Origin of the sequence: Microbacterium suwonense (assembly GCF_030296555.1) — a bacterium.
Classification (GTDB): domain Bacteria; phylum Actinomycetota; class Actinomycetes; order Actinomycetales; family Microbacteriaceae; genus Microbacterium; species Microbacterium suwonense.
Genome location: NZ_AP027728.1, coordinates 1092605 through 1112763, shown reverse-complemented (window position 1 = coordinate 1112763; position 20159 = coordinate 1092605). Strand labels below are relative to the sequence as shown.

The 20159-nt window shown below is 68.9% G+C and carries 18 protein-coding genes and 3 pseudogenes; 16 read left to right on the top strand and 5 right to left on the bottom strand.

Annotation, left to right across the window (positions count from 1 at the left end):
- The first annotated feature begins 9 nt into the window (after positions 1-9).
- The 7 genes from QUE33_RS05690 (at position 10) to QUE33_RS05660 (ending at position 7194) form a co-directional block, all read left to right on the top strand.
- Positions 10-2283, top strand: a complete 2274-nt coding sequence (locus QUE33_RS05690) for a polyribonucleotide nucleotidyltransferase (protein ID WP_286302426.1) — start codon at positions 10-12, stop codon at positions 2281-2283.
- Between the two features lie 212 nt (positions 2284-2495).
- Positions 2496-2834: a hypothetical protein gene (locus tag QUE33_RS05685; protein WP_286303213.1), complete on the top strand. Its 339-nt coding sequence runs from the start codon at positions 2496-2498 to the stop codon at positions 2832-2834.
- Positions 2783-3523 (top strand): aldo/keto reductase, encoded by a 741-nt coding sequence (locus tag QUE33_RS05680; protein WP_286303068.1) that lies wholly within the window; start codon positions 2783-2785, stop codon positions 3521-3523. The genes QUE33_RS05685 and QUE33_RS05680 overlap by 52 nt, the downstream gene beginning before the upstream one ends.
- Positions 3524-3603: 80 nt before the next feature.
- Positions 3604-4206 carry a histidine phosphatase family protein gene (locus tag QUE33_RS05675; protein WP_286302424.1) on the top strand — a complete coding sequence of 201 codons (603 nt, stop codon included), beginning with the start codon at positions 3604-3606 and terminating at the stop codon, positions 4204-4206.
- Positions 4207-4282: 76 nt separating this feature from the next.
- Entirely contained in the window at positions 4283-5026 is a 744-nt protein-coding gene (dapB, locus tag QUE33_RS05670; RefSeq protein WP_286302423.1) for a 4-hydroxy-tetrahydrodipicolinate reductase, read from the top strand.
- Complete coding sequence (locus QUE33_RS05665) at positions 5023-6291, top strand: AfsR/SARP family transcriptional regulator (protein ID WP_286302421.1); 1269 nt, start codon at positions 5023-5025, stop codon at positions 6289-6291. The genes dapB and QUE33_RS05665 overlap by 4 nt, the downstream gene beginning before the upstream one ends.
- A gap of 18 nt (positions 6292-6309) precedes the next feature.
- A complete protein-coding gene (locus QUE33_RS05660) occupies positions 6310-7194 on the top strand; it encodes a hypothetical protein (RefSeq protein ID WP_286302419.1) in 885 nt (294 codons plus the stop codon).
- Positions 7195-7332: 138 nt separating this feature from the next.
- Here the strand turns inward: QUE33_RS05660 and QUE33_RS05655 are convergent.
- Both QUE33_RS05655 and QUE33_RS05650 read right to left on the bottom strand, forming a co-directional pair.
- A pseudogene (locus QUE33_RS05655) lies at positions 7333-8164 on the bottom strand (ABC transporter permease).
- Complete coding sequence (locus QUE33_RS05650) at positions 8161-9153, bottom strand: ATP-binding cassette domain-containing protein (RefSeq protein ID WP_286302417.1); 993 nt, start codon at positions 9151-9153, stop codon at positions 8161-8163. The pseudogene QUE33_RS05655 and the gene QUE33_RS05650 overlap by 4 nt, the downstream one beginning before the upstream one ends.
- A gap of 106 nt (positions 9154-9259) precedes the next feature.
- Between QUE33_RS05650 and QUE33_RS05645 the strand changes: the two genes are divergently transcribed.
- Positions 9260-9703, top strand: coding sequence for a hypothetical protein (locus QUE33_RS05645; protein ID WP_286302415.1), 444 nt, complete (start codon positions 9260-9262; stop codon positions 9701-9703).
- 77 nt (positions 9704-9780) lie between these two features.
- On the opposite strand, the gene QUE33_RS05640 is transcribed toward QUE33_RS05645, so the two are convergent.
- From QUE33_RS05640 to QUE33_RS05630, 3 genes are all read right to left on the bottom strand, one after another.
- Positions 9781-10206 (bottom strand): OsmC family peroxiredoxin, encoded by a 426-nt coding sequence (locus QUE33_RS05640; RefSeq protein WP_286302414.1) that lies wholly within the window; start codon positions 10204-10206, stop codon positions 9781-9783.
- Positions 10207-10291: 85 nt separating this feature from the next.
- Positions 10292-10888 carry a DUF4395 domain-containing protein gene (locus QUE33_RS05635; RefSeq protein ID WP_286302413.1) on the bottom strand — a complete coding sequence of 199 codons (597 nt, stop codon included), beginning with the start codon at positions 10886-10888 and terminating at the stop codon, positions 10292-10294.
- Entirely contained in the window at positions 10885-11307 is a 423-nt protein-coding gene (locus tag QUE33_RS05630) for a thioredoxin family protein (RefSeq protein ID WP_286302412.1), read from the bottom strand. The genes QUE33_RS05635 and QUE33_RS05630 overlap by 4 nt, the downstream gene beginning before the upstream one ends.
- Positions 11308-11414: 107 nt before the next feature.
- Here QUE33_RS05630 and QUE33_RS05625 point away from each other — a divergent pair, with 107 nt between their 5' ends.
- The 8 genes and pseudogenes from QUE33_RS05625 to QUE33_RS05590 all read left to right on the top strand — a co-directional run bounded on the left by QUE33_RS05625 (position 11415) and on the right by QUE33_RS05590 (position 20154).
- Positions 11415-12224: a thymidylate synthase gene (locus QUE33_RS05625; protein ID WP_286302410.1), complete on the top strand. Its 810-nt coding sequence runs from the start codon at positions 11415-11417 to the stop codon at positions 12222-12224.
- Positions 12221-12717: pseudogene (locus QUE33_RS05620) on the top strand (dihydrofolate reductase). Before QUE33_RS05625 ends, QUE33_RS05620 begins: the two are co-directional and overlap by 4 nt.
- Entirely contained in the window at positions 12717-13478 is a 762-nt protein-coding gene (locus QUE33_RS05615; protein WP_286302408.1) for an SDR family NAD(P)-dependent oxidoreductase, read from the top strand. Before QUE33_RS05620 ends, QUE33_RS05615 begins: the two are co-directional and overlap by 1 nt.
- Positions 13479-13537: 59 nt before the next feature.
- Entirely contained in the window at positions 13538-14515 is a 978-nt protein-coding gene (gene dapA / locus QUE33_RS05610; protein WP_286302406.1) for a 4-hydroxy-tetrahydrodipicolinate synthase, read from the top strand.
- Positions 14516-14574: 59 nt separating this feature from the next.
- Positions 14575-16251 (top strand): ribonuclease J, encoded by a 1677-nt coding sequence (locus QUE33_RS05605; protein WP_286302404.1) that lies wholly within the window; start codon positions 14575-14577, stop codon positions 16249-16251.
- A gap of 75 nt (positions 16252-16326) precedes the next feature.
- Positions 16327-19082: pseudogene (locus QUE33_RS05600) on the top strand (DNA translocase FtsK).
- On the top strand, positions 19082-19657 hold the full coding sequence (gene pgsA, locus QUE33_RS05595; protein WP_286302403.1) for a CDP-diacylglycerol--glycerol-3-phosphate 3-phosphatidyltransferase: 576 nt from the start codon (positions 19082-19084) through the stop codon (positions 19655-19657). The pseudogene QUE33_RS05600 and the gene pgsA overlap by 1 nt, the downstream one beginning before the upstream one ends.
- Positions 19654-20154: a CinA family protein gene (locus tag QUE33_RS05590; protein WP_286302402.1), complete on the top strand. Its 501-nt coding sequence runs from the start codon at positions 19654-19656 to the stop codon at positions 20152-20154. The genes pgsA and QUE33_RS05590 overlap by 4 nt, the downstream gene beginning before the upstream one ends.
- Positions 20155-20159: the final 5 nt, after the last annotated feature.

Here is a 20159-nt window from a genome sequence, read left to right as displayed (position 1 = left end):
AGAGACCTCTTGGAAGGTCCTGAAATCACTGCCGCCGAAGCCGTTCTCGACAACGGACGCTTCGGCACCCGCACCATCCGCTTCGAGACCGGGCGCCTCGCCCAGCAGGCCCAGGGGTCCGTCGCGGCCTACCTCGACGGCGAGACCATGCTGCTGTCGGCCACCAGCGCAGGCAAGCACCCGCGCGAGGGCTTCGACTTCTTCCCGCTGACCGTCGACGTCGAGGAGCGCTCCTACGCTGCCGGCAAGATCCCCGGATCGTTCTTCCGCCGCGAGGGACGCCCGTCCACCGAGGCGATCCTGGTCTGCCGTCTGATCGACCGTCCGCTGCGTCCGTCCTTCGTGGACGGCCTGCGCAACGAGGTCCAGATCGTCATCACCGTGCTCTCGATCGCCCCCGGCGAGTACTACGACGCCCTGGCGATCAACGCGGCATCCGCGTCGACCCAGATCTCGGGCCTGCCGTTCTCCGGTCCGATCGCCGGCGTGCGCCTCGCGCTCATCCCCGGCCACGGCGAGCACTCCGACCAGTGGGTCGCATTCCCGAACCAGGCGCAGGTCGAAGAGGCCGTGTTCGACCTCATGGTCGCCGGTCGCGTGGTCACCAAGGCCGACGGCTCGGAAGACGTCGCGATCATGATGGTCGAGGCCGAGGCCACCGAGAACAGCTGGAACCTCATCAAGGGCGGCGCCGTCAAGCCGAGCGAGGACGTCGTCGCGGGCGGTCTCGAGGCGGCCAAGCCGTTCCTCAAGCAGCTCGTCGAGGCGCAGGCCGAGATGGCTGCGCACTCCTCGAAGGAGCCGGGCGTGTACCCGGTCTTCCCGGCGTACGAGCAGGCGACGTACGACTTCATCTCGGCGTCGGCGTCGGCCGACCTCGAGAAGGTCTACCAGATCGCCGACAAGATCGAGCGTCAGAACGCCGACGACCAGGTCAAGGACCGCGTCAAGGCAGAGGTCGCCGCAGCTGTCGAGGCCGGCACGCTGCCGCAGTCCGCGCTCGGCGAGGTCTCCGGTGCATACAAGTCGGTGACCAAGGGCATCGTCCGCGGCCGCATCCTCGCCGAGGGCGTCCGCATGGACGGCCGTGGTCTGGCCGACATCCGTCCGCTGGACGCCGAGGTGCAGGTCATCCCGCGTGCCCACGGGTCGGCGATCTTCCAGCGCGGCGAGACCCAGATCATGGGCGTCACCACGCTGAACATGCTCAAGATGGAGCAGCAGATCGACTCGCTGTCCCCGGTTACGCACAAGCGGTACATGCACCACTACAACTTCCCGCCCTACTCGACCGGTGAGACCGGCCGCGTCGGGTCGCCGAAGCGTCGCGAGATCGGGCACGGCTTCCTCGCCGAGCGCGCGCTCGTGCCGGTGCTGCCCACCCGCGAGGAGTTCCCGTACGCGATCCGTCAGGTCTCCGAGGCGCTCGGCTCCAACGGCTCCACCTCGATGGGCTCGGTCTGCGCTTCGACCCTGTCGCTGCTGAACGCCGGCGTGCCGCTGCGCGCCGCCGTGGCGGGCATCGCGATGGGGCTGGTCTCCGACCAGGTCGACGGTGAGACCCGCTATGCGGCACTGACCGATATCCTCGGAGCCGAGGACGCCCTCGGCGACATGGACTTCAAGGTCGCGGGCACCAGCGAGTTCATCACGGCGATCCAGCTCGACACCAAGCTGGACGGCATCCCCTCGGACGTCCTGGCCGGCGCTCTGACGCAGGCGAAGGATGCGCGTCTGACGATCCTGAACGTGCTGAACGCGGCGATCGACGCGCCCGACGAGATGGCGCCGACCGCTCCGCGCGTGATCAGCGTGCAGATCCCGGTCGACAAGATCGGCGAGCTGATCGGCCCGAAGGGCAAGACGATCAACGCGATCCAGGATGAGACCGGCGCGCAGATCTCCATCGAGGAGGACGGCACTGTCTACATCGGCGCCGTCGACGGGCCGTCGGCCGAGGCCGCACGCGCCCAGGTCAACGCGATCGCCAACCCCACCAACCCGGAGGTCGGCGAGCAGTTCCTGGGCACCGTCGTGAAGATCGCCACCTTCGGCGCCTTCATCTCGCTGCTTCCTGGCAAGGACGGCCTGCTGCACGTCACCGAGGTGCGCAAGCTCGCCGGTGGCAAGCGCGTCGAGAACGTCGACGATGTGCTCTCGGTCGGTCAGAAGATCCTCGTCAAGATCACCAAGATCGACGACCGCGGCAAGCTGTCGCTCGAACCCGTGCTCGATGACGCGCCCGCCGAAGGCGAGAAGGTCGCAGAGCCCGCTGAGGCGTGATCCCCGCGGATGCCGCTGAGCCGGCATCCGTGCTCAAGGCCCGGAATCGCACGTGAGATCGTGCGATTCCGGGCCTTTCCCGTCCGCTGTGACCGGATCGTTACGAGAAGTTCCCTCCGGCGACATCGCGGCGAGCATCGGCATCCGGATCGTCACTTACCCTCGAAGTACGCACTCGGGTGCGTGATGGCGGGATCTCGCGGGGGTGAGAGATGAGGATGTTCGGAGTCGGCTCGGCCGATCACGACCCGCGCGTCAAGGAGGCCGTCGAGGCGCACCCCTCGGCTCCGATCCCCGTTCTCGGGCCGGGCGTGGGAGAGACGATCCGCGTGCCCCTGGGCGAGACCGGATTCACCATCTTCCCTCTCATGCTGGGAGCGGCGGAGTTTGGCTGGAACGTCGACCTCCCCACCGGCCACGCACTGCTCGAGCGCTACGTGGAGTTCGGCGGGAACGCCGTGCACACCGCCGACGGCTATTCCGGGGGCGCAGCGAGCACATCGTCGGCCGATGGCTGCGATCCAGCGGCAACCGCGACCGCATCGTGCTGAGCGCCCGCATCGGCGCGCATGCCGACAACCCCGGTCTCGGCTCGGTGAACCTCGTGCGGGCCGTGGAGGCATCCCTGAGCAGGCTGGGCGTCGATCACATCGATGTGCTCTACCTCGACGCGTCGCTCGACGAGACGACCAACCTCGAAGACACCCTGGCGACCGTCGAATGGCTCAAGGACGCCGGAAAGATCACTGCGGTCGGAGGGTTCCGCTTCGCACCGGAGCAGCTGGTGGAGGCTCGGATCCTCGCTTCAGCCGGCTACCCGCGCCTGACCGTGCTGGACGAGCCCTACAACCTGGTGCGGCGCGACGGCTTCGAGGGCGACCTGCGGCTGGTCGCGGCCGCTCAGAGTCTGGCCGTGACACCGTCGCACGCGCTGGAGCACGGCTTCCTCTCGGGGCGTCACCGCAGCAAGGCCGCGGTCACGGGCGTACGCGGTCAGCAGATGCGTGCGCACCTGAATCGCCGCGGCATCCGCGTGCTGCGCGCGCTGGACATCGTCGCTGCGGAGCTGTCAGTGCCGGTCGCGGCGGTGTCGGTCGCGTGGCTGCTGGCGCAGCGCACGGTGGTCGCGCCGATCGTGAACGCCTTCGCGCCCGAGCACATCGACGAGCTCATGCAGGGAGCGGGCATCACCCTCTCCCGCACCCAGCTCGCCGACCTCACGCGCGCGGGAACCCGCTGACCGACATCTCGGCTGCCGGCGTCGGCAGGGTGACCTAAGCTGGAGAGGCCGCGATGCGGCGGCACGAAGTGAGCAGGGTTGTGACGCACTACATATATCTGGTCAGGCACGGCGAGCATCAGGACGCCGAGTACGGCATCGACGACGGCCCCCTCTCACCGCGAGGGCAGCGTCAGGCAGAGCTGATCGCCGATCGCCTGTCCGGCCTTCCCCTGGACGCCGTATGGCACTCGCCGTTGCTGCGCGCCGCCGAGACCGCCAGGTCGATCGCCGCGCGGCTGCCCTCGGTGGATCCGGTGCCTTCGGCGCTGCTGTTCGACTGCGTTCCCACCGGGCTGACCGAGGACACGCCGACCGCGTACGAGTCGTTCTTCGGCTCGGTGAGCGACGCAGAGGTCGAGGCCGGCTCGGCGCAGATGACGGATGCCGTGGGCGAGTTCCTCCGTCGGCGGAACGGTGACGTGCACGAGGTGCTGATCACGCACAACTTCGTCATCGCCTGGTTCGTGCGCGAGGTGCTCGGCGCACCGGACTGGCGGTGGCTGACGCTGAACCAGGCGCACTGCGGGCTGAGTGTGATCGCGCAGAAGCAGGGCCGCCCGTGGACCCTGATCAGCCACAACGACCTGGGGCATCTGCCGATGGAGCTGCGCACCGGACTGCCCGAGGTCCCGACCGTCTGAGACCAGCGGTTCGGGGTCGCCGGGCCGATGCCGACACGCGGCCGATGCGGGGCCGCGGCGAATCTAGACTTGAGTCATGACACAGGTTGCCCTCGTCGGCGGTACAGGCAAGCTCGGGCGCATCATCCACGAGGTGATCGATGAGCTGGACGGCTTCGAGGTGCGCAACGTGCTCGGCTCCGCAAGCGACCTCGCCGAGCTCGAGGATGCGGATCTGATCGTCGATGCGTCCACCCCCGCCGTGAGCGTCGAGGTGGTGCGTGCGGCGCTTGAGCACGGCATCAATGTCCTGGTCGGCACGTCCGGCTGGTCGCAGGAGCGCATATCGCTGGTGCGGCCGCTGCAGGCCTCGGCCGGAACCGGCGTGGTCTTCATCCCGAACTTCTCGCTGGGCTCCGCGCTGGGCACGGCGCTGGCGGCGGCTGCGGCACCATTCTTCCCGTTCGCGGAGATCATCGAGTCTCACCGCGACACGAAGATCGACTCACCGAGCGGCACAGCCGTGCGCACGGCGGAGCTGATGGCGGATGCACGATCCGATCGCGGCCCCTTCCACGCACCCCACGTGGACCAGCGGGCTCGGGGGCAGCAGGTCGCGGGCATCCCCGTGCACTCGCTGCGCCGTCCCGGTGTCATCGCCAGGCAGGAAGCCATCCTGTCGGGAGCGGGGGAGACTCTGACGGTCGTGCACGACACCGTGGACTCGGCGGCAGCTTATGCACCCGGCATCCGACTGGCACTGCCCTTCGCCCGCGACGCACGTGACCTTGTGGTGGGACTGGAGAACATCATCGACATCGGGATCCGGCCGCGCGCATGACGCATCGCGTCGGCGTCCTCGGCCACGTTCACGTGGCCGGACACGATGCAGGCGGTACGGCGACGCGTGCGCTGATCGCCGCGCTCGTGCTGGCCGGCGCCGGCCATGCTCGTTCGGTGGCCGCGCTCGCGGATGATCTGTGGGGCGATGAGCCGCCTCAGAATCCGCGCGCCGCGCTGCAGACCCTGGTGTCGCGCACCCGTGCGATCGGCGGAGCGGATCTGATCGAGAGCGTTCCCGGCGGCTATGCGCTGTCGACCGTGGACACCGACCTGGCGGAGGCCAGGACTCTGCTGCACACCGCCGAGTCCACGGATCCGCGGCAGGCACTCGGGGCTACGGAGGCAGCGCTCGCGCTGTGGCGCGGTGAGCCTGGTGCCGATCTCGGCCAGGCGCCGATCGCCGACGAGCTCGCCCAGGCGGCGGCGGCGATCCGGGAGCGACTATCGCTGCTGCGGGCCCGTGCCCTGACCGCAGAGGGCAGGACGACGGAAGCCGTGACGGCACTCGTCGAGTTGGCCGCCGCGCATCCGTTCGACGAGGGTCTGCAGCAGGAGATGCTCACAGCGCTTGCGGCGGATGGGAGGACGGCAGAGGCGATAGCCCGCTACGCGTCCTTCGCGGACGGGCTGCGCAATGAACTCGGCAGCTCGCCCGGTCCCGCCCTGATCGCGCTCAACGCGCAGCTGCTGCGCGCTCAGGAACCACAGCCGCGGTTGCGCATCGGAGTGAGAGCGGCACCGAACGCGCTCATCGGCCGGGAGCAGGCACTGAGCGCGATCATGCAGATGCTGACGGCTGCCCGGCTGGTCACCGTGCTCGGCGTGGGCGGTATGGGAAAGACTCGATTGGCGTACGAGGTCGCCGCGGCATCGGATGAAGAGGCTGTCGTGATCATCCCGCTCGCGGCCGTCCGCGACGACGGGGACGTGGAGCCTGCCATCGCCGCGGCGCTCGGGATCAGCGAGAGCTCCCCGGGCGCCGGCCTCTCCGAGACTCTTGCGCGCCCGGACCTGCACACGCGGATCCTCGGTGTGCTGGGCGAGCGCTCCACGCTGCTCGTACTGGACAACTGCGAGCAGGTGATCGACGGCGTGGCTGCCTGGGTGGCGGACGTGCTCGCCGCCGTCCCGCAGCTGCGGATACTGGCAACCAGCCGCACTCCATTGGAGATCGCCGCGGAGCGCGTCTATCCGCTGCAGGCGCTGGAGGCCGAAGGCAGCGCTGCCGCGCCCGCCGTGCGGCTGTTCATCGAGCGGGCGTAGGCGGTTCGCCCCGACGCGGTGCTCGACGTGGAGTCGGTCGCACGGCTGTGCGCGCATCTGGACGGGCTGCCGCTGGCCATCGAACTTGCGGCGGCTCGTGTACGCACGATGACGCCGGAGCAGATCGAGGCGCGTCTGCAGAACCGGTTCGAGCTGCTCACCACTGGTGAGCGCACTGCGCCGGCCCGGCACCGGACGCTCGAGGCGGTGATCGCGTGGAGCTGGGATCTGCTGGATGCCGAGGCGCGGCAGCAGAACTGGACCCGTGGCGTCGCACTGCTGCAGCTGAACAGGATCGGCGATGCCGAACCGCTGTTCGACGCCATGATCCACGGCCGCGAGCGGACGCAGGAAGGGCTCGAGCAGGCATCGATGGGGTGGCTCGGCGTGGCTGAGGTCGGCCGTCTGCGCGGCGATGGACATGCGGCGACGGCCGCGTGTCGTCACTCTCTGTCGTTGTTCCGCGATCGCGATCAGCGTGCCTCGCCGTGGTTCCTGGTGGCGGTCGCAGCGACGATCTCGGCTGTGGTCCTGGACGGACCGGACATCGACGAGGATCCCGCGTACTGGGCGGCCCGTCTGCGTGGAAGATTCCTCGCGACGCAGCGGCTGCGTCCCCAGCTCGTCGACAAGCCGATTCTCGGCACCGTGCTGATCGGATGGTCGGCGTGGGCGCTGACCGATCCCGCCGTCCGCAGTCGAGGGCTCGAGGCGCTCGCCCTGGCCGAGACGCTGGGAACCCGACAGGACCTGCCCAGCATGCGCATCTCGGTGCATCTGGCGCACGCCGAGAGCATCCTGGGAGCGGATGCCGTCCGCTCCGCCCGCACCGCGTTCTCGCGGCTCACCGTCGCCGAGCGCACCGCACGAGCCTTCACCGTGCTCGGACCTTCGCAGCGCTGAGGGGCCGGCAGGCACCGCTGCGACCGCGGGTCGAGCCCCGACCGCGGGTCGAGCCCCGACCGCGGGTCGAGCCCCGACTGCGGGTCGAGGCTCGACCGTGATGGCGGCGGGGCTCGACCGTGTGCGGGATGTCGCGGTTCAGGCCTTTCGCATGTAGGCACGCACGGTCAGCGGTGCGAAGATCGCGACGATGACAGCGGCTCCGAGGAGTGAGATCCACAGGTCGCCGGTGACGACGCCGCTGTTGGCCAGTTCGCGCACGGCCGTGACCAGATGCGAGATGGGGTTCACGTTCGCGAACCACGCCAGCCAGTCCGGCATGGTGTCCACCGGCACGTAGGCGTTGGAGAGGAACGTCAGCGGGAACAGGATCAGCATCGAGATCCCCTGCACGCTGCCGGCCGTCCGGGCGATGACGCCGAAGAACGCGAAGATCCAGCTGATCGCCCACGAGCAGACGATCACGAGCAGCCCGGCGATCAGTACGCTGCCGATTCCACCTGCGGGGTGGTAGCCGATCACATAGCCCATCGCGAAGGTGAGTGTCGTGGCGATGGTGTATCGCAGGGTATCGGCCAGCAGCGCCCCCGAGAGCGGGGAGATGCGAGCTATCGGCAGAGAACGGAACCGGTCGAACACGCCCTTGTCCATGTCTTCGCGAAGCTGCGTGCCGGTGACGACCGAGGTCGTGATCACGGTCTGCACGAGGATGCCGGGGATCAGCAGCGGCAGGTAGTCCTGCACGTCTCCCGCGATCGCACCGCCGAAGAGGTAGGCGAACATCAGGGTGAAGATGATCGGCTGCACGGTCACATCCACCAGCTTGCTCCGGCGTGCGCCGGATCTTCACCAGACCGCGGTAGGCCATGGTGAGGGTGTTGCGGACGGTCTGCTCGACGCTCGTGCGATTCTTCAGCTCGCGCTCCGCGGCAGGCACGATGCGGTGGGTCTCCGATGCCAGGGTGCTCATGCGGGCACCTCCTCTGCTGTCTGCGGGGCGGTCTGTTCCCCGGTGTCGTGGCCGGTGATGGTGAGGAAGACCTCGTCGAGCGTCGGCTTCTGCACGCTCATCTCGGAGAGATGGATGCCGGCCTCACGCAGGGTGACCAGCAGATCGGTGACCCGATCGGTGTCGGCCATCGGCGCGGTGATGCGGGAGGCCTCGGGCGAAAGCACCGCGTGTACGCCCAGCACGCGCTCGATCGCGGTGACGGCGTCCGCCGTGTCGGCCGGGTCCTCCACGCGCAGCTGCAGTGAGGAGGTGCCGATCGAGGCCTTCAGCTCGTCCGAGGTGCCTTCGGCCACCACGCGCCCGCGGTCGATGACGGCGATGCGGTCGGCGAGCTGGTCGGCCTCGTCGAGGTACTGGGCGGTCAGCAGCACGGTCGATCCGCTGGCGACGAGCTCGCGGATGGTGTCCCACATCTGGCCGCGGGTGCGCGGATCCAGGCCCGTGGTCGGCTCGTCGAGGAAGATCAGCGGGGGCTGGGCGATGAGGGAGGCGGCCAGGTCGAGCCGGCGGCGCATGCCGCCGGAGAACTTCTTCAACGGTCGCCGTGCGGCGTCGGCGAGGCCGAAGCGCTCGAGCAGCTCGGCGGACTTCGCTCTGGCTTCGGTGCGGGAGAGCCCGAGCAGCCGGGAGAAGATCATCAGGTTCTCGGTGGCGGAGAGCGTCTCATCGACCGAGGCGAACTGGCCGGTGACGCCGATCAGCTGGCGTACGACGTTGGGCTCGCGCACCACGTCGTGGCCGAACACGCGGCCGGTGCCGCCGTCCGGGCGCAGCAGCGTTGCGAGCATGTTGATGGTGGTGGTCTTGCCTGCCCCGTTCGGCCCGAGCACTCCGTAGACGGTGCCGGTTCTCACGCGCAGGTCGACGCCGTCGACTGCCCGGTTCTCTCCGAACACCTTCACGAGTCCCTCGGCCTCGACGGCCAGGTCGGCGGTGATATCAGTCATGCATCGAGAATCGGGCACCGCACTGTCATCGCGCTGTCGGGTCGCTGTCAGCCGCTGTCGGGCGCTGTCACGGGCCGGCCGGGGCGGCGCGACCTAGAATCGAGGGATGAGCTCGCGCATCGGCGTCGTCATCATGGGCGCCGCACTCTTCCTGTACCTCGCCATGTCGGTGTGGTTCGCGGTGCTGTTCCTCGCCACGGGAACGGCTGTGTCGATCGGGATGGGCGTGGCGCTGATCGTGATCGCGCCGATCGGGGCATGGGCGCTGGTGCGGGAACTGATGTTCGGCTTCTCCGCGGATCGGCTCGGCCGGATCCTCGACGGAGAGGGCGGGATGCCGCAGGCGCCTGCCGAGCGGATGCCGAGCGGTCGGCTGCGTGTGCAGGACGCCGATCCGCTGATCGAGCAGCATCTGGCGGCAGCCGAGCGAGACGCTCAGGACTGGCGGGCGCGCTACCGACTGGGCGTCGTGCAGGACGCGGCGGGACACCGCAAGGACGCCAGAGCCAGCATCCGTGAGGCCATCAGACTCGCGCGCGCCCGCTCCTGACGAGCCCGTCTATATGGCGCGTATGCCCGCGACACGCCGTGGTATGCGTGCACAAGCGCCACACAGACGGGTGCTGATCAGGCCAGGCTGGCCTCGAGGGTGATCTCGATGCCGGCCAGCGCCTGGGAGACGGGGCATCCGGTCTTGGCGCCCTCGGCGAGCTCCTGGAACTTCTCGGGCGTCAGATCGGGGACGGTGGCATTCACGTTGAGGTGACTGCCGGTGATGCCCGTGCCCGGCCTGAAGGTGACGGATGCCGAGGTGTTCACCCGCTCGGGAGGGGTGCCGTTCTCGGCCAGCGCGTGCGAGAGGGCCATACTGAAGCACGAGGCGTGTGCGGCCGCGATGAGCTCCTCAGGGGTGGTGGTCGTGTCGGACCCCTCGCTGCGTGCCTTCCAGTCGAGGGGGAAGGTGCCGAGGTTCGAACTCGAGAACGCGACTGTTCCGGAGCCCTCGGTCAGGGAACCTGTCCAGGTGGCGGCGGCTTCGCTGGTGACGGGCATGTGTCCTCCGAGTGTCGCAACGGGTGGCGCTGGTTCGCGCCGTGCCGTAAGCCTACCCAGAGTGGGACGGCGACGGTACCGCTGTTCAGGCGGTCTGCGGCCGCCGCCCGACGAGCCCTGTACGCTGCAGCAGCAGGTACAGCTGACAGCCCAGGCAGAACCCGAATGCCGCGTTCAGGAATGCGGCGATGAACGCCGCCGCAGTCGCGATCGGCAGAGCGAGCGGAACCCCCAGCAGCTGCAGCACCAGGCCCACTCCGACGACGAACAGGCCGACACCCTGCGCGAAGCGCGGCGGGCGCGGATCCTCCAGCTCGGAGGGAGGCGCCAGGCGAGGGCGGACGATCCGGTGGAACAGCACGCCCCACGGCGCGGTGCGCGGCCAGACGACGCCCCAGAGGAAAAGGAGCGCCACGACGAGGGTCAGGAGGAACGCGGGGTCGAGTGCACGGAGGCCGACCGGTGCCGCCTGGATGGCCCACTCCGAGGGGAGAGCGCTGCTCGCCAAGGGCTGATAGGCGAACCAGCCGAACGCGGCTGTGCCGCTGCCCTGCGTCGCGAGTCCGGTCAGGCCGAGGAAGGTCGCCACCAGCAGCAGCACCGAGGTGATCCAGGCGCCGAAGCGCGGACCACGCGGGTCGATGCCGGCCGGGGCCCCGGGGATGTTCTTCGCTGCGGTCATGATGCCTCCTGCAGTGCGGGCAGCTCGCTGAGGGCTGCCTCGAGGTCGGCGCGACGGGGTACGCCGTTGAAGCGCGCGACCAGCGTCGCGTCCGTGCCGACGAGGAACGTCGTCGGCGTGCTGAGCACGTGGTGCCGGCGGGCGAGGTCGGGGCTGTGGGTGAGGTCGACCTCGACGTGGTCGACGGAACGGGCGGAGGCGATGCTCTGCAGCATCCGTCGCACCTGCGGGCAGCGCGTGCAGGTCTCGGTGCTGAACTGCACCAGCGCGATCCGGCCCTCGTGCACTCCCAGCCCGGTGAGATCGATGGCATCCGCGCCGTCGCGGCGACGCCCGTCGCGCAGGCGCCAGACGGCGCCGGCGACGATCGCCACGGCGACCAGCGTGGCCACGGCGATCAGTGCGGACGTCAGGGGCATAGCCACACGATAGGTCAGCGATCGGGGTGGCCGGGCCGATGTGACGGCGCATGACGCATCATCCGAAACCACCCCGCCGCGGCGCTCTCGCAGGTATCGTTGCTGGCATGAGCGCCGCCGTTCCCACGCCCTACGAAGACCTGCTCCGTGACGTGCTCGAGGGCGGCACGCACAAGGACGATCGCACGGGGACGGGGACGACCAGCGTGTTCGGCCGTCAGCTGCGCTTCGATCTCTCGCAGGGGTTCCCGCTGATCACCACCAAGCGGGTGCACTTCAAGTCCATCGCGTATGAGCTGCTGTGGTTCCTGCGCGGCGACTCGAATGTGCGCTGGCTGCAGGAGCACGGTGTGACGATCTGGGACGAGTGGGCGGATGCCGACGGCGACCTCGGTCCGGTGTACGGGGTGCAATGGCGCTCCTGGCCCGCCCCCGATGGCGGCAGCATCGACCAGCTCTCGCAGGTGATCGAGCAGATCACAGCGACACCCGATTCGCGTCGCCTCATCGTCTCGGCCTGGAACCCGGCCGACATCCCTGATATGGCGCTCGCACCCTGTCACGCGCTCTTCCAGTTCTACGTCGCCGACGGGCGGCTCTCGTGCCAGCTCTACCAGCGCAGCGCCGACCTGTTCCTCGGCGTGCCGTTCAACATCGCCTCCTATGCGCTGCTGACGCTGATGGTGGCGCAGCAGACCGGTCTGGAGCCCGGCGACTTCGTGTGGACCGGCGGGGACTGCCACATCTACGACAACCACGTCGAGCAGGTGCGCGAGCAGCTGAACCGAGACCCTTACCCGTATCCGACGCTGCGTTTCGCCCGCAGGCCGGACTCGATCCTCGACTACCGCTACGAGGACTTCATCGTCGACGGGTATCAGCATCATCCCGCGATCCGTGCGGCGGTCGCGGTATGAGCGCTGCGCCTTCCGGTTCACCGTGGGTGGGCCTGATCTGGGCGGAGGCCGAGGAGGCGTGATCGGCGCGTCGGGCACCATGCCCTGGCACGTGCCGGAGGATCTCGCCCACTTCAAAGAGGTCACTCTCGGCGCGCCGGTGATCATGGGTCGGCGCACCTGGGAGTCTCTTCCCGAGCGATTCCGCCCGCTGCCGGGACGGGAGAACATCGTCATCACCCGGCAGCAGGACTGGTCGGCCGACGGCGTGCGACGGGCGGCCGACATCGATGAGGCGGTGCGAGGCCTGAACCGGATGTGGTTCATCGGCGGCGCAGACCTCTTCCGCCAGGTGATCGGCCAGGCCGACCGCCTCGAGGTCACCGAACTCGATCTGGCCGTCGACGGCGACGCCTTCGCTCCGTCGCGAGAAGGCTGGCGCCTGGTCGACGAGGGCGACTGGCAGACCTCCCGCACCGGCATCCGCTATCGCTTCCTCGGGTACGAGCGCTGATGCCCACCGCGCTCATCACCGGCGCCAGCGCGGGACTCGGCGCCGAATTCGCCCATCAGCTCGCCGCCAGGAGCGCGGACCTCGTGCTCGTCGCCCGCGGTGAAACGGCGCTGGAGGCACTCGCCGCAGAACTGCGCAGGCAGCACGGCGTCGCCGTGGAGGTGCTCACCGCCGACCTCGCCGTCGAGGCCGACGTCGATCGCGTCGCCGCACGCATCGCGGATGCCGGGCATCCGATCGATCTGCTGGTCAACAACGCGGGCTTCGGGCTGCCGCTGCACTTCGCCGACAACGACATCGACGACGAGGTGCGCCACCTGCGCGTGCACGTGGAGGCGTCCATGCGGCTGATGCACGCCGCCATTCGCGCCATGCGCGGGCGGGGAGGACGGATCATCAACGTGGCATCCGTCGCCGGGTTCATCTCCCGCTCCACCTACTCGGCCTGCAAGGGCTGGCTGATCGGGTTCAGCCGCTGGGCGAACGCCGAGTATGCGCGCGACGGCGTGAGCGTCACCGCGGTGTGCCCCGGGTTCACGCACACGACGTTCCACGAGCGGATGGGGCTCGCGCCCGGGCACGAGGGCGTACCGTCGCCGATGTGGCTGAACGCGGCGGACGTGGTGCGCGAGGGGCTGCGGGATGCCGCGCGTGGCAGGGCTGTGTCGATCCCGTCACTGCGGTACAAGGCGATCGTCGGGCTGACGCGGGTGCTTCCGAGCCGGATCACCGCGGGCGTCGCCCGCCGCGGACGGGTCTGACCGGCGCTGTGCGGCGCATCAGGCACGTGCAGTGCCACCCGACGCGATAACCTGAGGGCATGACGCACCCTGACAATCCCTTCGGACAGGTTCTGGTCGCGCTGGTCACCCCGATGACCGCCGACGGTGAAGTCGACTGGCCCGCCGTCGAGAAGCACCTGGATCGCGTCATCAGCGACGGTGCGGATGGCATCGTCGTCACCGGGACGACCGGTGAGACCTCGACGCTCACAGACGATGAGAAGCTGCGTCTGGTCGAGGTCGGCAAAGACGTCTCCGCGGGACGGGCGAAGATCATCACCGGCGGCGGCTCGAACGAGACCGCGCATGCCATCGAGCTGTACAAGGCCAGCGAGAAGGCCGGCGCCGACGGCATCATGATCGTCACGCCCTATTACAACAAGCCCACCCAGGCCGGCATCCTGACGCACTTCCGCCTCGTCGCCGACGCCACCGATCTGCCGGTCATCCTCTATGACATCCCCGGGCGCACCGGCGTGCCGATCATGTACGAGACCATCCTGCGGCTGGCCAAGCATCCGAACATCCTCGCGGTGAAGGATGCCAAGGGCGACTTCTCCGAGGTGAGCCGGGTGCTCAACCAGACCGACCTGATGTACTTCTCCGGTGACGACACCAATGTCCTGCCGCACCTGTCGATCGGCGCGACCGGGTTGGTCGGCGTGACGGCGAACATCACCTCGGCGCCGTATCGGACCATCATCGACGCGGTCAACCGCGGCGATCTGAAGACCGCCACCGCCGAGCACAAGCGCCTGGAGCCCCTGGTGCGCGCAGTCATGACGCATGTGCCGGGAACCGTCTCGGCCAAGTACATCCTGCACGGCCTGGGCCGCATCGGCAGCCCGCGGGTGCGGCTGCCGCTGGTGGGCCCGGAGGAGTGGGAGGCCGCGATCATCGAGGACGAGCTCTCGCTCGTCCACGATGTCCCTGGCGCCGATTTCTCCAACTTCCGTCCCGACCGCAACGCGGCGGCCGGCGGTGCGCTGCCGAAGGTGCACGGAACAACACGATGAGCGCCACCGGGCGCTGAGAAGCAACGAGCGGGCACCCGGTGTCCGACTGAGGAGACTGCATGTCCACCCCCATCGCCGCCCCTGAACCGCTTGCCCAGGGCACGCTCCGCGTGACCCCGCTCGGCGGTCTCGGGGAGGTCGGCCGCAACATGACCACCTTCGAGTTCGGCGGCAAGATCCTCATCGTCGACTGCGGGGTGCTGTTCCCCGAGGAGCACCAGCCCGGCGTCGACCTGATCCTGCCCGACTTCGAGCCGATCAAGGACCGCCTCGACGACATCGTCGGTGTGGTGCTCACGCACGGGCACGAGGATCACATCGGCGCCGTGCCGTATCTGCTCCGGCTCAAGAACGACATCCCGCTGATCGGATCGGGGCTCACTCTGGCGCTGGTCGAGGCGAAGCTCAAGGAGCATCGCATCAAGCCGTTCACCCTCACGGTCACCGAGGGGCAGCAGGAGAAGGTCGGCCCGTTCGATCTCGAGTTCATCGCCGTGAACCATTCCATCCCCGACGCGATGGCGGTCGCCATCCGCACTCCCGCCGGCCTGGTGCTGGCGACCGGCGACTTCAAGATGGATCAGCTGCCGCTGGACGGCCGCATCACCGATCTGCGTGCCTTCGCACGGCTGGGCGAGGAGGGCGTCGACCTGTTCCTGGTGGACTCCACCAACGCCGACGTGCCCGGGTTCACCCCTACCGAGCGCTCGATCGGGCCCGTGCTGGATCAGGTGATCGGCAAGGCACCGCGCCGCGTGATCGTCGCCAGTTTCTCCAGCCACGTCCACCGCGTGCAGCAGGTGATCGACGCCGCGCACGCGCACGGTCGCCGCGTCGCATTCCTGGGCCGCAGCATGGTGCGCAACATGACCATCGCCGAGCAGCTCGGCTATCTGCACGTGCCCGACAACGTGCTCATCGATTACAAGAAGGCCCGCGACCTGCCCGACGACAGGATCGTCTACATGTCCACCGGCTCGCAGGGCGAGCCGATGGCCGTGCTCAGCCGGATGGCCAACCTCGACCACGCCATCGAGCCCGGGGACGGCGACACCGTCATCCTCGCCTCCAGTCTGATCCCGGGCAACGAGAACGCCGTCTACCGAGTGATCGACGGACTCACCAGGCTCGGCGCGAACGTGGTGCACAAGGCCAACGCCAAGGTGCACGTCTCCGGGCACGCCGCCGCGGGCGAGCTGCTGTACTGCTACAACATCCTGCAGCCGAAGAACGTGCTGCCGGTGCACGGCGAGTACCGGCATCTGATGGCGAACGCCAAGCTGGCGCAGGACACCGGCATCCCCGAAGAGAACACCATCTTGGGCTCCAACGGCACCATCGTCGACCTGAAGGACGGACAGGCCAGAGTCGCCGGTCAGCTGGACATCGGCTTCGTGTACGTGGACGGGTCGACGGTCGGCGGCATCACGGATGCGGATCTGAAGGACCGCCGCATCCTCGGCGAGGAGGGCTTCGTCTCGATCATCATCGTCGTGGATTCGACCACCGGGGCCATCATCTCCGGGCCGGAGATCCACGCCCGCGGCGTCGCGGAGGACGATCGGGTCTTCGACGACGTGGTTCCGAAGATCGTCGCGGCTCTCAAGGAGGCCGCGGGGAACGGCGTGCGCGACAACCATGCGCTCTCGCAGATCGTGCGGCGCACGATCGGCCGGTGGGTCAATCAGAAGCTGCGCCGTCGCCCGATGATCGTCCCGCTCGTCATCGAGGCGTAGCACTCGGCCTCCGGGATCCCGCGGAAAGCCGCGTCATTGCGGCCGGATGTCGGTGTTGCGCCGTAGCGTGGAGGCATGGCAAGGAGCACCACGAAGTCTGAGCGCGCCTCCGCGACGCCCGCGTCGCGATCGAAGCGGCAGACTTCCTCGCGATCCGGCGCGAAGGCCGCTCCTGCACCGAAGAAGTACGTGGACGAGGCCGACAGGCCGCCGCTGGCGGCGCGCATGTGGCTCGGCGTGGCGCACGGCGTCGGCGGGCTGTTCCGTGCGTTCGGCCCCGAATCCCTCGAGAAGGATCAGCGCCGCGACGGATTCCCGTTCCTGCTCGTGCTGCTGGCCTGCGCCGGCGCAGTGGTGGAGTGGTTCTTCATCGGTGAGCAGATCGCGCAGAACATCAGCGCCTACACCTGGGGTCTGCTGGTCGGGCGGGTGGCCTTCGTGCTGCCCGTGTTGCTGCTCCTGCTCGCGGGCTGGCTGTTCCGGCATCCGTCCTCCGTGCACGACAACGGACGCATCGGCATCGGCTTCGGGTTCTTCGTGCTCGCTCTCGCCGGGTTCTGCCACGTCGCCTCGGGCGCTGTCGACAAGTTCGGTGAGCTGTCGCGTCCCCAGCCCAAGGACGGGATGCCCGCGCTGAGCGCGGCGGGCGGACTGTTCGGCTGGATGCTGGGGGAGCCGCTGGCGCACCTGACCGCGGTGGTGGCGTACATCGTGCTCGGGCTGCTGGCACTGCTGAGCGTCCTGATCCTCACCAAGACCCCGCCGAACCGCATCGGCGAGCGGCTGGGCGACCTGTACGCGTGGATGTTCGGCGCGGAGCGCCCCTGCGCCCGGCGGCAGTCGACGAGGCGCCTGCGGACGACGCCGACGACAAGGACGCGCTGCCCTGGTGGCGTCGCAACAAGACCGGTCGCGAAGAGGACCCCGACGACGGGGTCGACTCGCAGGCGCTCACCGCCCTGCTGGATGAGCCGAGCAGCGAGGGCGCCTACGAACAGGCCGTCATCGTCGACGAGGCCGGGCAGGACGCGGCGACCGAGGTGCTCACCGATATCAGTGCGCTGACCGGCATGCTCGACGAGCAGAACGCCACCGCGCTGCTCGACGACGCCGGTTCCACCGGTGAGCTGCCCGGCCTGGACGGCTTCGGCACGGCGGGGCCCGGAACGAACGGACCTCAGCCGCCGGCCGCTCCTTATGTGCTGCCCTCGCCGATGGTTCTCAAGGCGGGCCCGCCGCCGGTCACTCGCTCGGACGCCACCGATCACACGATCGCGCAGATCACCAGTGTGCTCGAGCAGTTCAAGGTGGATGCCAAGGTCACCGGCTTCTCCCGCGGGCCGACGGTCACGCAGTACGAGATCGAGGTGGGCCTGGGAGTCAAGGTCGAGAAGATCCTCCAGCTGAGCAACAACTTCTCCTATGCCGTGGCCTCCAACGATGTGCGCATCCTCTCGCCGATCCCCGGCAAGAGCGCGATCGGCATCGAGATCCCGAACGTCGACAAGGAGACCGTGGCGCTCGGCGACGTGCTGCGCTCGCCCGCCGCGCAGAAGAGCACCCATCCGCTGACGATCGGCGTCGGCAAGGACGTCGGCGGCAAGATCGTGGTGGCGAACCTCGCCAAGATGCCGCACCTGCTGGTGGCCGGATCCACCGGGTCGGGCAAGTCGAGCTTCGTGAACTCGATGATCACGAGCCTGCTGATGCGCGCACGTCCTGCCGATGTGCGGATGGTGCTCATCGACCCGAAGCGGGTGGAGCTCACCAGCTATGCGGGCGTGCCGCACCTGATCACCCCCATCATCACGAACCCGAAGAAGGCGGCCGAGGCGCTGCAGTGGGTCGTGAAGGAGATGGACATGCGGTACGACGACCTCGCGTCGTTCGGCTTCCGTCACATCGACGACTTCAACCGAGCCGTGCGCAACGGTGAGATCGAGGTGCCGGCGGGCAGCGAGCGGGTGCTCAAGCCGTACCCGTACCTGCTGGTGGTCGTCGACGAGCTCGCCGACCTGATGATGGTCGCCCCGCGCGACGTCGAGGATTCCATCGTGCGCATCACCCAGCTGGCGCGCGCCTCCGGAATCCACCTCGTGCTGGCCACGCAGCGCCCGAGCGTCGACGTGGTGACCGGGCTGATCAAGGCCAACGTGCCCTCGCGGCTCGCCTTCGCCGTCACGAGCGTGACGGACAGCCGCGTCATCCTCGACGCACCGGGGGCCGACAAGCTCATCGGCCAGGGCGATGCGCTGTTCTCGCCGATGGGCTCCTCGAAGCCGTTCCGCCTGCAGGGCGCCTGGGTCGACGAGAGCGAGATCGCCGCCGTCGTCAAGCACGTCACACAGCAGGCCAGGCCGGAGTACCGTCCGGATGTGCAGGAGGCCGCCGCGAAGAAGAAGGAGGTCGACGAGGACATCGGCGACGACCTCGAGCTGCTGCTCGCGGCGGCGGAGCTGATCGTCTCGTCGCAGTTCGGCTCGACGTCGATGCTGCAGCGCAAGCTGCGGGTGGGCTTCGCCAAAGCCGGCCGCCTGATGGATCTGCTGGAGTCGCGCGAGATCGTCGGACCGTCCGAGGGATCGAAGGCCCGCGACGTGCTGGTGACCAATGAGCAGCTGCCCGCCGTGCTGGCACGGCTTCGCGGCGACGATGCGCCGGCGCCCACAGCTGCCTCCGCGGCGCCGTCCGCCGACGGAGTCCCTGCGCCAGCGGCAGGGCACGACCCGCATCAGCACGATCCTGTCGAGCAGCAGTTCCAGGGCTACCCCGTCGTCGAGAGCGAGGACGACGGCGACGAGGATGCCTGGGGCCTGACGGGCCGCGACTGATGGCGATTCCGAGGCAGCTGCCCAACGCGATCACGATCGCCCGCATCCCGCTCGCGATCGTCTTCTTCGTCCTGCTGCTCTTGGCGGGCGCGTTCGGAGGCGACGACCTGGCGATGCGCTGGGTGGCGGGCGCGCTGTTCGTGCTGGCGATCTCGACGGATTGGGTGGACGGATACCTCGCCCGCAGATACGACATCGTCAGCGATTTCGGCAAGCTGTGGGATCCGATCGCCGACAAGCTGCTCACGGGTGCAGGATTCCTGGGACTGGCGATCCTCGGCGAAGTCCACTGGTGGATCGTGATCGTCATCCTGATCCGCGAATGGGGGATCACCGTCCACCGCTTCATCATCGTGCACGAGCAGGTCGTGGCGGCGGCCTGGATGGGAAAGATCAAGACCGTCGTGCAGGGGGTCGCGCTCGGCTGGGCGCTGCTTCCCCTGCACGTGTGGCTCGGGATGCCGGTCTGGACCGGTGTGACCCTGTGGCTGATGATCGCGGCTCTTGCGCTGACGGTCGTCAGCGGGATCGACTACGTCGTCGCGCAGCTGCGCGGTCGCAGGGAACCGGCATGACCGGCGCGGCGCCGCTGAGCGAGGCTGCCCGACTGGTCGCCGCGCTTCGCGACCGGGGCTGGACGCTCGGCGTCGCGGAATCGCTCACCGGGGGAGCTGTGGCATCCGAGATCGTGTCGGTGCCGGGCGCATCCGCCGTGCTGCGGGGAGCGGTCGTCGCCTACGCCACGCCCCTCAAGCACACGCTGCTGGGCGTGGACGCCACGCTGCTGGCCGCGCACGGGCCCGTGCATCCGGAGGTGGCCGTGCAGATGGCCGAGGGTGTGCGACATGCGGTGGCCGTGGACGGACAGGCGGCGGATGCCGGGATCGCCACCACCGGGATCGCCGGCCCCGACTCGCCCGACGGCCAGCCGGTCGGTACCGTCCACATCGGCGTGGCAGTTCCGGGCAGGACACGATCGGCGTCGCACGTCTTCACCGGGTCGAGGGCGGACATCCGCGCGCAGGCGACCGCAGCGGCGTTCGCGCTCGCTCTCGCGACACTGCGGGAATAGCGGAT

Coding starts and splice junctions, on each gene's coding strand:
- QUE33_RS05685 (WP_286303213.1), top strand. CDS start 2,496: ATGAGGATGTTCGGAGTCGGCTCGGCCGATCACGACCCGCGCGTCAAG.
- dapB (WP_286302423.1), top strand. CDS start 4,283: ATGACACAGGTTGCCCTCGTCGGCGGTACAGGCAAGCTCGGGCGCATC.
- QUE33_RS05665 (WP_286302421.1), top strand. CDS start 5,023: ATGACGCATCGCGTCGGCGTCCTCGGCCACGTTCACGTGGCCGGACAC.
- QUE33_RS05650 (WP_286302417.1), bottom strand. CDS start 9,153: ATGACTGATATCACCGCCGACCTGGCCGTCGAGGCCGAGGGACTCGTG.
- QUE33_RS05645 (WP_286302415.1), top strand. CDS start 9,260: ATGAGCTCGCGCATCGGCGTCGTCATCATGGGCGCCGCACTCTTCCTG.
- QUE33_RS05640 (WP_286302414.1), bottom strand. CDS start 10,206: ATGCCCGTCACCAGCGAAGCCGCCGCCACCTGGACAGGTTCCCTGACC.
- QUE33_RS05635 (WP_286302413.1), bottom strand. CDS start 10,888: ATGACCGCAGCGAAGAACATCCCCGGGGCCCCGGCCGGCATCGACCCG.
- QUE33_RS05630 (WP_286302412.1), bottom strand. CDS start 11,307: ATGCCCCTGACGTCCGCACTGATCGCCGTGGCCACGCTGGTCGCCGTG.
- QUE33_RS05625 (WP_286302410.1), top strand. CDS start 11,415: ATGAGCGCCGCCGTTCCCACGCCCTACGAAGACCTGCTCCGTGACGTG.
- QUE33_RS05615 (WP_286302408.1), top strand. CDS start 12,717: ATGCCCACCGCGCTCATCACCGGCGCCAGCGCGGGACTCGGCGCCGAA.
- dapA (WP_286302406.1), top strand. CDS start 13,538: ATGACGCACCCTGACAATCCCTTCGGACAGGTTCTGGTCGCGCTGGTC.
- QUE33_RS05605 (WP_286302404.1), top strand. CDS start 14,575: ATGTCCACCCCCATCGCCGCCCCTGAACCGCTTGCCCAGGGCACGCTC.
- pgsA (WP_286302403.1), top strand. CDS start 19,082: ATGGCGATTCCGAGGCAGCTGCCCAACGCGATCACGATCGCCCGCATC.
- QUE33_RS05590 (WP_286302402.1), top strand. CDS start 19,654: ATGACCGGCGCGGCGCCGCTGAGCGAGGCTGCCCGACTGGTCGCCGCG.